Source organism: Cellulomonas sp. P1_G12_2 (assembly GCF_056405535.1).
This window is the reverse complement of the sequence record NZ_JBFUBX010000002.1, coordinates 555957-568766: the sequence shown is the minus strand read 5'-3', so window position 1 is coordinate 568766 and position 12810 is coordinate 555957. Positions and strand designations below refer to the sequence as shown.

The following is a 12810-nucleotide window of genomic DNA, read 5'->3' as shown; positions in this document are numbered from 1 at the left end:
CTCCTCAGTTCTGGATGACCAGGACGGCGACGACGAGGACGACGAGCCCGAGCAGCATCGACGCGGCGTAGGACCGGACGTACCCGGTCTGCAGGCGCCGCGCCCACCCGCCCAGCAGGACGGTGGACAGGCCGACCCCGGTGACGGTGCCGTCGATGACCGTGCGGTCCGCGTACACGAGCGAGCGGGTGAGCGCCTGCCCCGGCTCGACCAGCAGGACGTCGTTGACCGAGTCCTGGTAGAGGTCGACGCGCGCGGCGCGGGTGAGCTCCGTGCCCACCGGGGGGATGACCGGCACCTGCGAGACGGCGTACCGCCGCCAGGCGATCACCACGCCGACGATCACGAGCCCGAGCGTGAGGACGGTGAGGACCCAGATGGGCAGCACCGGCTCCTCGTGCTCCGGGTGCCCGAGCACCGGCGAGAGCCAGTCGACGAACCGACCCCCCAGGTTCAGGAAGAACCCGAGGCCGATCGACCCGATGGCCAGGACGATCATCGGCCACGTCATGAGCTTCGGGGACTCGTGCGGGTGCTGCGCCGTGCCGTCGCGCTTGGTGGACCAGCGGCGCTCGCCCTCGAACGTCATGAAGAACAGCCGGGACATGTAGAACGCGGTGATCCCGGCGCCCAGCAGCGTGATGCCGCCGAACACCCAGGCCCGCCACGGCGACCCGTCGACCGGGACGAACGCGGCCTCGATGATCTTGTCCTTGCTGAAGAACCCGGAGAACGGTGGCACGCCGATGATGGCCAGCCACCCGGCCATGAACGTGAGCCACGTGATGGTCATGTACCGGGCGAGCCCGCCGAAGCGGCGCATGTCCACCTGGTCGTCCATGCCGTGCATGACCGAGCCGGCGCCGAGGAACATCCCGGCCTTGAAGAAGCCGTGCGTGATCAGGTGGAAGATCGCGAACGCGTACCCGACCGGGCCGAGCCCGGCGGCCAGGATCATGTAGCCGATCTGGGACATCGTCGAGGCGGCCAGCGCCTTCTTGATGTCGTCCTTGGCGCAGCCGACGATCGCCCCGAACAGCAGGGTGATCGCGCCGACGATGACGACGACGAGCTGGGCCGTCGGTGCGGCGTCGAACAGGGGTGCCGACCGGACGATGAGGTAGACCCCGGCGGTGACCATGGTCGCCGCGTGGATGAGCGCGGACACCGGCGTCGGGCCGGCCATCGCGTMGCCGAGCCAGGACTGCAGCGGGAACTGCGCCGACTTGCCGCACGCGGCCAGCAGGAGCATGAGCCCGATGGCGGTGAGGGTCCCCTGGCTCGCGCTGCCCTCCACGCCGCTGAGCACGGTCCCGAAGTCCACGGCGCCGAAGGTGGCGAACATGAGCCCGAGGGCGATGATCAGGCCCAGGTCGCCGATGCGGTTGGCGACGAACGCCTTCTTGGCGGCGACCGCGTAGTCGTAGTTGTGGTTCCAGAACCCGATGAGCAGGTACGACGCGAGACCGACGCCCTCCCAGCCGACGAACAGCAGCAGGTAGCTGTCGGCCAGCACGAGGATGAGCATCGCCGCGACGAACAGGTTGAGGTACGCGAAGAACCGGCGGCGGTCGACGTCGTGCTCCATGTACGCCACGGCGTAGACGTGGATCAGCGTGCCGACGAACGTCACCAGCAGGACGAACGTGAGCGACAGCGGGTCGAGCCGCATCCCCGCGTCGAGCTGGAAGGCCCCCGCGTCGATCCAGGTACCCAGCGACACGTCGATGACGCGGGCGTCGGCCGACCGCTGCAGCATCGCGACGAACACGATCGCGGCGACCACGAAGGACGCCGTCGACGCCAGCACGCCGAGCCAGTGGCCCCACCGGTCGGACCGGCGGCCCGACAGCAGGAGCACCGCGGCGCTCAGCAGGGGCAGGCCGACGAGCAGGGGCGCGACGAGGAGCACGCCGCTGCGGACGATCTCGCTCGCGGGCTCGAAGCTCTCGGACGGCAGGCTCGCCACCAGAGTGGTCAGGGTGTGCACGTCGCCCCTCAGCTCTTCAACAGGTTGATGTCGTCGACCGAGGCCGAGCGCCGGGTGCGGAAGATGGCCACGATGATCGCGAGCCCGACGACGACCTCGGCGGCGGCGACGACCATCACGAAGAACGCGAGCACCTGCCCCGTCAGGTCACCGTGGATCCGGGCGAACGTCACGAGCGCCAGGTTCGAGGCGTTGAGCATGAGCTCGACGCCCATGAACACGATGATCGCGTTCCGGCGCAGCAGGACCGTCGTGGCGCCGATCGAGAAGAGCAGCGCGGACAGGACCAGGTAGTGGGTGAGGCTCACTTGCCGTCCTCCTGTCCGATGACGCCCGAGGGGCCGGTCGACGGGCCGTTCTGGCCCGTGTCGCTCACCGCGGCGCCGAGCTCGGGCGCGTTCGCCGACGCTCCCTCGGGTGCCGCCAGAGGCGGTGGGGTGCCGCGCACCTGGGAGGCTCCCGCGAGCACCCGCTCGGTCCGGGCCGCGAACTCCTCGGCGTCGGCCTCCTGCCCGCGGATGCGCAGCACGCGGGACACCGAGTTCTCCAGGGGCTGGCCGTCAGGCCCGAGGGCCGGGACGTCCATCGCGTTGTGGCGGGCGTACACACCCGGTGCCGGCAGCGGCGTCAGCGACCCACCGGCGGCGACGCGCGCGTCGGCCCGCTCCCGCTGCCCGACGCGCGGCGTGAGCCGCTGCCGGTGCGTGAGCACGAGGGCGCCGAGCGCGGCGGTGACGAGCAGGGCGCCGACGACCTCGAACGCGAACACGTACTCGCCGAAGATGATGTGCGCGACGCCGGTGGGGTTCTGCGAGCTCGCCTCGCCGCTCAGCCCGAACGGCTTGCCGTAGGTCGCGCGGCCGACGACGCCGACGAGCACCACACCGAGTCCGGCGCCCGCCAGCAGGCCGATCCAGCGCTGACCGCGGATGGTCTCCACCAGCGAGTCCGAGCTGTCGACGCCGACGAGCATGAGCACGAACAGGAAGAGCATCATCACGGCGCCGGTGTAGACGACCACCTGCACGACCCCGAGGAACACGGCGTCCTGCGCGACGTAGAGGAACGCCAGCGAGATCATCACGACGACCACGGAGAGCGCGGCGTGCACCGCCTTCTTGGCGAACAGCAGGCTCAGGGCGGCGAGGACCATGATCGGTCCGAGCGTCCAGAACAGCACCGCCTCGGCGGTCGTCGTCTCCCCCGTCTCGAGCAGGGTCGTGGCCAGGCCTCTCATCGCTTCCCCTGCTTCGTCGCGGCGGCCACGGTCGCGGCCATGACGGCGGCCGTCTCACCGGGCACGTTCGCCGCGTCCAGCCCCGCGCCGCCGGGCAACGTCGGGTCGTCGGGACGGTGCTCGGAGACCCACGCGGCCTGCGCCGGCGTCGAGGCCGTGACGGCCCCGCGGTAGTAGTCCGTGTCCGTGGTGCCCTCGACCATGGGGTGCGGCGCCTGGAGCATCCCGCTGCGCAGCGGGGCCAGCAGGTCCTGCTTCTCCCAGATCATCCCGGCACGCGTGGGACCGGCCAGCTCGTACTCGTTGGTCATGGTCAGCGCGCGCGTCGGGCACGCCTCGATGCACAGGCCGCAGAAGATGCAGCGCAGGTAGTTGATCTGGTAGACGCTGCCGTACCGCTCCCCCGGCGAGCGCTGGTTGTCGGGGGTGTTGTCCGCGCCCTCGACGTAGATCGCGTCCGCGGGGCATGCCCAGGCGCACAGCTCGCACCCGATGCACTTCTCCAGCCCGTCGGCGTAGCGGTTGAGCTGGTGACGACCGTGGTACCGCGGCTTGGTCGGTGCCTTCTCCGACGGGTACTGGTCGGTCACCGTCGGCCGGAACATGTTCGAGAGCGTGACGCCGAACCCGCCGACCGGGGCGAACAGGTCCGAGAGCGGACCGCGCGGCTCGATGAGGGACTGGTACCCCTCCTGCGGGGCCGCGACCTCGCCGGCGCGCGGCTTCGGCGCGACGGCCTTGCCCTTCGCGGGCTGGGCCGGGGCCGGCTTGCGGACGGGCTTGCGCTGGTCAGCCACCGTGCACCTCCTGGGTGACCTGGGGGGTCGTCGAGTTCTCGTCGTCAGCCGCAGCGGCCGCGGCCGCCCGCTGCTTGCGCGGCGAGGGCGGCAGGACCTGCCCCGGCAGCGGGGGCACGGGGTACCCGCCGGCGAAGGGGTCGTACACCTGCGGACCGGGGGGCCGCTTCGGTGCGGGTGGCTGCTTCTTCTCCGGGACGAGGAACGAGATGAGCAGGCCCAGCAGCACGATCCCGGCGAGCACGAACAGGATCGTGCGCAGGTCGAGGCCGGAGAACTGCCGCACGCCCTGGACGACACCCACGCAGACCACCCACGTCAGGGCAGCGGGGATGAGCAACTTCCAGCCGATCTTCATGAACTGGTCGTACCGGAACCGCAGGACGGAGCCGCGGATCCAGACGAACACGAACATGAGCAGCCAGAGCTTGGCCAGGAACCAGAGCACGGGCCACCAGCCCGTGTTGAACATGCCGTCGTTGATCGCCGAGATCGGCCACGGGGCACGCCAGCCGCCGAGGAACAGCGTGGTGGCGACCGCCGAGACGTTGAGCATGTTGATGTACTCGGCCAGGAAGAACCACGCGAACTTCATCGACGAGTACTCGGTCATGTACCCGGACACCAGCTCGCCCTCGGCCTCCGGGAGGTCGAACGGCAGGCGGTTGGTCTCGCCGACCATCGAGATGACGTAGATGATGAACGCCGGAAGCAACGGCAGGAACCACCACACGGCGGTCTGCGACGTGACGATCTGCGACGTCGACATCGAGCCGGCCAGGATGAACACGCTGACCAGCGACAGGCCCATCGCGAGCTCGTAGCTGATGACCTGCGCGGTCGAGCGGACCGCACCGAGCAGCGGGTACGTGGACCCGGACGACCAGCCACCGAGCACGATCCCGTACACGCCGACGGAGGCGCAGGCGAGGATGTAGAGGACGGCCACCGGGAAGTCGGTGAGCTGGATCGGGGTGTCGATGCCGAACATGCTCACGTTGGGACCGAACGGGATGACCGCGAACGTGAGCAGCGAGCAGAACACCGCGATCATGGGCGCGACGATGTAGACCAGCTTGTCCGCGGCCTTGACCGTCATGTCCTCCTTGACCAGGAGCTTCATGGCGTCCGCGAGCGACTGCAGCAACCCGAACGGGCCGTGCACGTTGGGCCCGGGCCGCACCTGCATGCGGGCGACGACCTTGCGCTCGAACCAGATGGCGATGAGCACGCTGGTCAGCAGGAACACGACGATGGCGACGGCCTTGATCAGCCAGATCCACCACGTGTCGTTGCTGAAGTCGGCGGTGACGGGTGCCACGGCCTCGCCGAGGATCCTCATGCGCTGGCCTCCAGGTCACGAGCACCCGGCGCGAGGCGCACCAGGTGGCCCGCGTCGGCGTGCAGGGCGTCGCGGACACCGGCGCCGACCGCGTTCGTCGGCAGCCACACCACGTGGTCCGGCATGTCGGTGACGACCGCCGGGAGCGTGAGCGAGCCCGCGTCGGTGGACACGGTCAGGGACCCGCCGTCCTCGACGCCGACCGCGGTGGCGGTGCCGGCCGAGATGCGGGCGACGGGGCGCTTGGCGGTGCCGGCCAGGAACGGCTCGCCGGACTGCAGGCGGCCGCCGTCCAGCAGCTGGTGCCAGGTGGCCAGCACGGCGGCGCCCGGGGACACGGCCGGCGGCTCGGCGGCGGGCACGTCGGGCGCACCCACGCGGGTGCCGTCCCAGCCGCCCAGCTGGTCGAGCTCGTCGTGCACGGCCCCGATCGTCTGCAGGCCGAGCTCCACGCCCAGGGCGTCGGCGAGCCGGTCCAGGACCCGGTGGTCGGCCATCGAGTGCGACACGAGCGCCTGTGGGAACGGGCGCGGGCGCCCCTCCCACGTGACGAAGGTGCCGGGCTTCTCGGTCGGCGGCGCGACGGGCAGGACGACGTCGGCGCGGTCGGTGACCTCGGAGTGCCGGACCTCGAGCGAGACCACGAACGTGGCCCGGTCGAGCGCCTCGCGGGCGATGGCCGGGTCGGGCAGGTCCGCGAGCTCCAGCCCGCCGACGACGAGGCCGCCGAGCAGACCGGCACGGGCGGCGGCGAGGATCTCGGTCGTCGAGCGGCCCGGTTCGGCAGGCAGGTGGTCGACGCCCCAGGCGGCGGCCAGGTCCACCCGCGCGGCCGAGTCGGCGACCGGACGGCCGCCGGGCAGCAGCGAGGGCAGCAGACCGGCCTCGACGGCGGACCGCTCCCCCACGCGACGGGGGATCCAGGCCAGCCGCGCGCCGGTGCGCTGCGCGAGCCGCAGGGCGGCGGAGAAGCCACCGGGCACGCCCGCCAGGCGCTCCCCGACGAGGACGAGGGCGCCGGCGGTGCCGAGCAGCGTCGCGGTCTCCGCGAGAGCAGGGTCGGTGCCGATGCCGTCGAGCACCTCCGCCTCGGTGCCGGGCGCGGCGGGCAGGAGGGTGCCGGAGAGTCGCTCGAGCCCGCGGCTCGCCAGGGCGGCGACCGAGAGCACCCGGAGCTTGCGGGAGACGACCGAGTCGCGCAGGCGCAGGAACGCGATGCCCGCCTCCTCCTCGGCCTCCAGTCCGACGAGCAGCACCGCGGGCGCGCGGTCGAGGTCGGCGAACGTGACCTCGAGGGTGCGGCCGGCGACGTGGTGGCCGAGGAAGGTCTCCTCCTCCGCCGAGTGCGGGCGGGCGCGGCCGTCGACGTCGTTGGTGCCCAGGGCGACCCGGGCGAACTTGCCGTACGCGTAAGCGTCCTCGAGCGTCAGGCGGCCACCAGGCAGCACCGCGACACCAATCGCGGTGTCGCGCGGGTCGTCCGGCTGCTGAGCCGCACGCAGGCCGGCGGCGGCGACGTCGAGCGCCTCCACCCAGCTGGCCGGCTCGAGCTCGCCGTCGGCGTTGCGGACCAGCGGGGTGGTGATGCGGTCCGGCGCCGACTGCCACGTGAACGCGAAGCGGTCCTTGTCGGTGATCCACTCCTGGTTGACCGTCGGGTCCTCGCCCGCCAGCCGGCGCAGCACGACGCCGCGGCGGTGGTCGATGCGGATGGCAGAACCCTGCGAGTCGTGCTCGCCGATCCCGGGGGTGGACACCAGGTCGAACGGGCGGGACCGGAAGCGGTACGCCGCGCTGGTCAGGGCGCCGACCGGGCAGATCTGCACGGTGTTGCCGGAGAAGTACGACGCGAACGGACGCCCGGAGGTGTCCTCCGCGGACGCGCCGAGCGGGGCCTCGCCGACGAACCCGAGCACGTTCGTGTCGAACGTGCCGATCTGCTGGTTGGCGCCGCGCTTCTGCAGGTCGATGAAGACGTCGCCGGCGATCTCCTCGGAGAACCGGGTGCAGCGCTGGCACAGGATGCAGCGCTCGCGGTCCAGCAGGATCTGCGTGGAGATGGCGATCGGCTTGGGGAACGTGCGCTTCACGTCGACGAAGCGGGTGCTGGCGCGGCCGTTGCTCATCGCCTGGTTCTGCAGGGGGCACTCGCCGCCCTTGTCGCAGACCGGGCAGTCGAGCGGGTGGTTGATGAGCAGCAGCTCCATGACGCCGTGCTGGGCCTTGTCGGCCTCCGGCGACGTGTGCTGCGTCTTGACCTGCATGCCCGGCGTGGCCTCGAGCGTGCAGCTGGCCTGGGGCTTGGGCATCTTGGCCAGGGCGCCGTCGCGGCCGGGTGCCCAGACCTCGACCAGGCACTGGCGGCACGCGCCGGCCGGGGCGAGCAGGGGGTGGTCGCAGAACCGCGGGATCTGGATGCCCAGCTGCTCGGCGGCACGGATCACCAGGGTGCCCTTGGGCACGGCGGTCTCGATGCCGTCGACCGTGAAGGTCACCAGGTCACCCTCGGGTGCAGCGGGCGCGACCGGCGCGGCCGGGACCAGCGAGGTCGTCGGCCCGGAGGACAGGATCGTCATGCGTGCACCCCAGCGAGCTCGTGCTTCGGTGTGTAGGCGAACAGGGAGCTGTTCTCCGGCGGGAAGAGGACGTCCGCCGGGGTGTGCGTCCCCGCCACGAACTCCTCCCGGAAGTACTGCACCGCCGAGGTGATCGGGCTGGTGGCGCCGTCCCCCAGGGCGCAGAACGCCTTGCCGAGGATGTTGTCGCACAGGTCCAGCAGCAGGTCGATGTCGGCGAGCGTGCCCTGCCCCGCCTCGATCCGCTGCAGCACCTGCGTCAGCCAGTACGTGCCCTCGCGGCACGGCGTGCACTTGCCGCACGACTCGTGCTTGTAGAACTCCGTCCACCGCGTGACCGCGCGGACCACGGAGGTGGTCTCGTCGAAGATCTGCAGCGCACGGGTGCCCAGCATCGAGCCGGCCGCGCCGACCGACTCGTAGTCCAGCGGGACGTCGAGGTGCTCGGCCGTGAAGATCGGCGTCGACGACCCGCCGGGCGTCCAGAACTTCAGCTCGTGGCCCTCGCGGATGCCGCCGGCCATCTCCAGCAGCTCGCGCAGCGTGATGCCCAGGGGGGCCTCGTACTGCCCCGGCCGCGTGACGTGGCCGGACAGGGAGAACAGCCCGTGGCCGGTGGACCTCTCGGTGCCCATCGACTTGAACCAGTCGGCGCCGCCCACGACGATGCCCGGCACCGACGCGATCGACTCGACGTTGTTCACCACGGTCGGCCGCGCGTACAGGCCCGCGACCGCGGGGAACGGGGGCTTGAGCCGCGGCTGACCGCGCAGGCCCTCGAGCGAGTCGAGCAGCGCCGTCTCCTCGCCGCAGATGTACGCGCCGGCACCCGCGTGCAGGGTGATCTCGAGGTCGAAGCCGGAGCCGAGGATGTCGGTGCCGAGGTACCCCTTGGCGCGGGCCTCCTCGATCGACTTCAGCAGGCGGCGGTAGACGTGCAGCACCTCGCCGCGTACGTAGAGGAACGCGTGGTGGCAGCCGATCGCGTAGCTGGTGATGATCATGCCCTCGATCAGGTGCTGCGGGCTGGCCATCATCAGCGGGATGTCCTTGCAGGTCCCCGGCTCGGACTCGTCCGCGTTCACCACGAGGTAGCGGGGTCCGCCGTCGGGCGCGGGCAGGAAGCCCCACTTCATGCCCGTCGGGAAGCCGGCTCCCCCGCGGCCGCGCAGGCCGGAGTCCTTGACCATGGTGACGACGTCGGCGGCCGGCAGGCTGAGCGCCTTGCGCAGGCCCCGGTAGCCGCCGGCGTCCTCGTACGAGGCGAGCGTCCAGGAGCGGTCGGCGTCCCACGTGTCCGTGAGGACCGGGGTGAGGGTCGTCGCCATCACGACTCCTTCGCGTCGTCGGAGGACTGCTTCTTGCGCTCGGCGGCGGGCGAGGTGTCGGCCGGGGTGGTGACCGGGCGCTCGGCGCTCGACTGCTCACCGCCGACCTTCGGCTCGGTGCTGCCGGCGGGTGCCGCCGTCGTGCCGGTCGGGAGCTCGGGAGCCGTCCAGTGCTCGGCCCGGGCCAGCTCGACGCCGCGCAGGGTCGGCGCACCGGCCCCGACGCCCTCGTCGGCCCGTCCGTCGCCGAAACCGGCCAGCACGCGGGACATCTCCTTGAACGAGCAGACGCTCGCTGCCCCACGCGTGGGGACGACCGCCTTGCCGGCGGTGAGGTCGTCGGCGATCTGCCGGGCGCTGTCCGGGGTCTGGTTGTCGAAGAACTCCCAGTTGACCATCACGACGGGTGCGTAGTCGCAGGCCGCGTTGCACTCGACGCGCTCGAGGGTGATGACCCCGTCGTCGGTGGTCTCGTCGTGCCCGATGCCCAGGTGGTCCGAGAGGTCCTCCCAGATGGCGTCGCCGCCCATGATCGCGCACAGCGTGTTGGTGCAGACGCCGACCGTGTACGTGCCGTTGGGGTGCCGCTTGTACTGCGTGTAGAAGGTCGCGACCGCGGACACCTCGGCGGTGGACAGGCCGAGGTGGGCCGCGCAGAACGCGATCCCGCGGGGGCTGACGTAGCCGTCCTCGGACTGCACCAGGTGCAGCATCGGCAGCAGGGCCGACCGTGCCTGCGGGTAGCGGGCGACGATCGCGTCCGAGTCCGCCGTCAGTCGCGCGTGCGTGTCCGCGTCGTACGCGGTCTTGTGGGTCCTGCCGGTCTCGATCGACATCAGCGGTCCACCCCTCCCAGCACCGGGTCGAGGGACGCGACGGCGACGACAACGTCGGCCACCTGCCCGCCCTCGCACATGATCGACGTGGCCTGCAGGTTGTTGAAGCTCGGGTCGCGGAAGTGCGCGCGGTACGGCCGCGTCCCCCCGTCGGACACCAGGTGCACGCCGAGCTCTCCACGAGGGTGCTCGACCGTCTGGAACACCTGGCCCGCCGGCACGCGGAAACCCTCGGTGACCAGCTTGAAGTGGTGGATCAGGGCCTCCATCGAGGTGCCCATGATCTCCCGGATGTGGTCGAGGGAGTTGCCCATGCCGTCCGACCCGATGGCCAGCTGCGCGGGCCAGGCGATCTTCTTGTCCTCGACCATGACCGGCCCGGGGCCCATCTTCTGCAGGCGGTCCAGGGTCTGCTCGACGATCTTCATCGACTGGTAGCACTCCTCGACGCGGAGCACGAGGCGCCCCCAGGAGTCCGCCGACTGCGCCACGGGGACGTCGAAGTCGTACGTCTCGTACCCGCAGTACGGGTTGGCCTTGCGCACGTCGTAGGGCAGCCCGGCCGACCGGAGCACCGGCCCGGTGATCCCGAGCGCCATGCAGCCGGACAGGCCCAGGTAGCCGACGTCCTTGAGCCGCAGGTGCAGGATCGGGTTGGCCATCATCAGGTCTTCGAGCTGCTTGAAGTAGCCGCGGACGAGCACCAGCGCCTCGCGGATCGTGTCGATCGCGCCCGGCGGGATGTCCTGCGCGACCCCGCCCGGACGGATGTACGCGTGGTTCATGCGCAGGCCGGAGATCAGCTCGAAGATCTTGAGGATCTCCTCGCGGGCGGTGAAGCCCACGGTCATGATCGTCGTGGCGCCCAGCTCGTTGCCGCCGGTGGCCAGGCAGACGAGGTGCGACGTGATCCGGTTGAGCTCCATCATCAGCACCCGGATGACGGTGGCCCGCTCGGGCACGTCGTCGGTGATGCCGAGCAGCTTCTCGACCGCGAGGCAGTACGCGGTCTCCTGGAACAGCGGCGCCACGTAGTCCATGCGCGTGCAGAAGGTCACGCCCTGGGTCCAGGTGCGGAACTCCATGTTCTTCTCGATGCCGGTGTGCAGGTAGCCGATGCCCGCGCGGGCCTCGGTCACCGTCTCGCCGTCGATCTCGAGCATGAGCCGGAGCACGCCGTGGGTCGACGGGTGCTGCGGGCCCATGTTGACGACGATCCGCTCCTCGCCGAGGCGGGCGGCCTCCTCGGCGATCTCGGACCAGTCGCCGCCGGACGCCTCGAACGAGGGGACGCCCTCGGTGTCGGCGTCGACGACGTGCGCGGTGGAACGGGGTGTCTGGGTGGTCATCGGTACGACCTCCGCTGGTCCGGGGGCGGCACGGTGGCGCCCTTGTACTCGACCGGGATGCCCCCGAGGGGGTAGTCCTTGCGCTGCGGGTGGCCCGGCCAGTCGTCGGGCATCTCGATGCGGGCCAGACCCGGGTGTCCGTCGAAGATCAACCCGAAGAAGTCGTAGGTCTCGCGCTCGTGCCAGTCGTTGGCCGGGTACACCGACACGGTCGACGGCAGGTGCGGGTCCGAGTCGGAGACCGCGACCTCGAGCCGCAGCCGACGCGAGTGGGTCACTGAGACCAGGTGGTAGACCGCGTGCAGCTCACGGCCGGCGTCGTGCGGGTAGTGCACGCCCGAGACGCCGAGGCTGAGCTCGAACCGCAGGTCCTGGTCGTCCCGGAGCACCTGCGACACCTCGACGATGTGCTCGCGCGCCACGTGCAGCGTGAGCTCCTCGCGGTCGACGACGACCGACTCGACCGCGGCCGCGTAGGTGGTGCCGGACTCGTCGAGCACCTCGGTGAGGATGTCCACGACCTCGTCGAACCAGCCGCCGTAGGGCCGCTCGCTGGGGCCGGGCAGCGCGATCGCGGTGACGAGCCCGCCGTAGCCGGAGGTGTCGCCCGAGCCGGTGGCACCGAACATGCCGCGGCGGACGTCGACGACCTCGATCTGGGTCCGCCCCTCGGCGGGGACGTTCTGCGAGCCGGCCTCGAGCGCGGCCTCGCTGGTCGGCTGCGCGGCGGTCGTCGAGTCACTCCCGCCACCAGGCTTCGCGGCGTCGGCGGCGTCGGTCTTCTCGGTCACTTGAGCAGCCCCGTCATCTGCGACGTCGGCGTCGCGGCCAGCGCGGCGGCCTCGGCGGCCGCGGCCGCCGCCTTGCGGTTGCCGCCGAGCGGCTCGTTCTCGATCTGCTCGTGCAGCGCCAGGATCGCGTTGATGAGCATCTCGGGCCGCGGCGGGCAGCCGGGCAGGTAGATGTCGACCGGGATGATGTGGTCGACGCCCTGCACGATCGCGTAGTTGTTGAACATGCCACCGGAGCTGGCGCAGACGCCCATGGAGAGCACCCACTTCGGCTCGGACATCTGGTCGTAGACCTGACGCACCACGGGCGCCATCTTCTGGCTCACGCGACCGGCGACGATCATGAGGTCCGCCTGTCGCGGGGATGCGCGGAACACCTCCATGCCGAACCGCGAGATGTCGAACCGGCTGGCGCCGGCGGCCATCATCTCGATGGCGCAGCACGCCAGCCCGAACGTGACCGGCCAGAGCGACGCCTTGCGGAAGTACCCCACGAGGTCCTCGACCGTCGTGAGCAGGAACCCCGACGGTGCCTCTTCGATGCCCATCTCAAACCTCCTGGGG

11 protein-coding genes are annotated in these 12810 nt (G+C 71.1%); all 11 read right to left on the bottom strand.

What is annotated here, in order from left to right; translation table 11 throughout:
• Nucleotides 1–4: 4 nt before the first annotated feature.
• From nuoL to AC1DXT_RS10605, 11 genes are read right to left on the bottom strand one after another with little or no spacing between them, the layout of a single operon-like run.
• Nucleotides 5–1990: an NADH-quinone oxidoreductase subunit L gene (gene nuoL / locus AC1DXT_RS10655; protein WP_477061325.1), complete on the bottom strand. Its 1986-nt coding sequence runs from the start codon at nt 1988–1990 to the stop codon at nt 5–7.
• Between the two features lie 8 nt (nt 1991–1998).
• Complete coding sequence (gene nuoK, locus AC1DXT_RS10650; protein WP_056088780.1) at nt 1999–2298, bottom strand: NADH-quinone oxidoreductase subunit NuoK; 300 nt, start codon at nt 2296–2298, stop codon at nt 1999–2001.
• Nucleotides 2295–3227: an NADH-quinone oxidoreductase subunit J gene (locus AC1DXT_RS10645; RefSeq protein ID WP_477061324.1), complete on the bottom strand. Its 933-nt coding sequence runs from the start codon at nt 3225–3227 to the stop codon at nt 2295–2297. The genes nuoK and AC1DXT_RS10645 overlap by 4 nt, the downstream gene beginning before the upstream one ends.
• Nucleotides 3224–4024 (bottom strand): NADH-quinone oxidoreductase subunit NuoI, encoded by an 801-nt coding sequence (gene nuoI, locus AC1DXT_RS10640; RefSeq protein WP_477061323.1) that lies wholly within the window; start codon nt 4022–4024, stop codon nt 3224–3226. Before nuoI ends, AC1DXT_RS10645 begins: the two co-directional genes overlap by 4 nt.
• On the bottom strand, nt 4017–5366 hold the full coding sequence (gene nuoH / locus AC1DXT_RS10635; protein ID WP_477061322.1) for an NADH-quinone oxidoreductase subunit NuoH: 1350 nt from the start codon (nt 5364–5366) through the stop codon (nt 4017–4019). Before nuoH ends, nuoI begins: the two co-directional genes overlap by 8 nt.
• On the bottom strand, nt 5363–7942 hold the full coding sequence (locus AC1DXT_RS10630) for an NADH-quinone oxidoreductase subunit G (protein WP_477061321.1): 2580 nt from the start codon (nt 7940–7942) through the stop codon (nt 5363–5365). Before AC1DXT_RS10630 ends, nuoH begins: the two co-directional genes overlap by 4 nt.
• The gene (nuoF, locus tag AC1DXT_RS10625) at nt 7939–9270 is read right to left on the bottom strand and encodes an NADH-quinone oxidoreductase subunit NuoF (RefSeq protein ID WP_477061320.1); all 1332 of its coding nucleotides are present in this window, start codon (nt 9268–9270) and stop codon (nt 7939–7941) included. Before nuoF ends, AC1DXT_RS10630 begins: the two co-directional genes overlap by 4 nt.
• Nucleotides 9270–10106, bottom strand: a complete 837-nt coding sequence (gene nuoE / locus AC1DXT_RS10620; RefSeq protein ID WP_477061319.1) for an NADH-quinone oxidoreductase subunit NuoE — start codon at nt 10104–10106, stop codon at nt 9270–9272. The genes nuoF and nuoE overlap by 1 nt, the downstream gene beginning before the upstream one ends.
• Nucleotides 10106–11455, bottom strand: coding sequence for an NADH-quinone oxidoreductase subunit D (locus AC1DXT_RS10615; protein WP_477061318.1), 1350 nt, complete (start codon nt 11453–11455; stop codon nt 10106–10108). The genes nuoE and AC1DXT_RS10615 overlap by 1 nt, the downstream gene beginning before the upstream one ends.
• Nucleotides 11452–12246, bottom strand: coding sequence for an NADH-quinone oxidoreductase subunit C (locus AC1DXT_RS10610; protein WP_477061317.1), 795 nt, complete (start codon nt 12244–12246; stop codon nt 11452–11454). Before AC1DXT_RS10610 ends, AC1DXT_RS10615 begins: the two co-directional genes overlap by 4 nt.
• Nucleotides 12243–12794 (bottom strand): NuoB/complex I 20 kDa subunit family protein, encoded by a 552-nt coding sequence (locus AC1DXT_RS10605; protein ID WP_421743496.1) that lies wholly within the window; start codon nt 12792–12794, stop codon nt 12243–12245. Before AC1DXT_RS10605 ends, AC1DXT_RS10610 begins: the two co-directional genes overlap by 4 nt.
• Nucleotides 12795–12810: the final 16 nt, after the last annotated feature.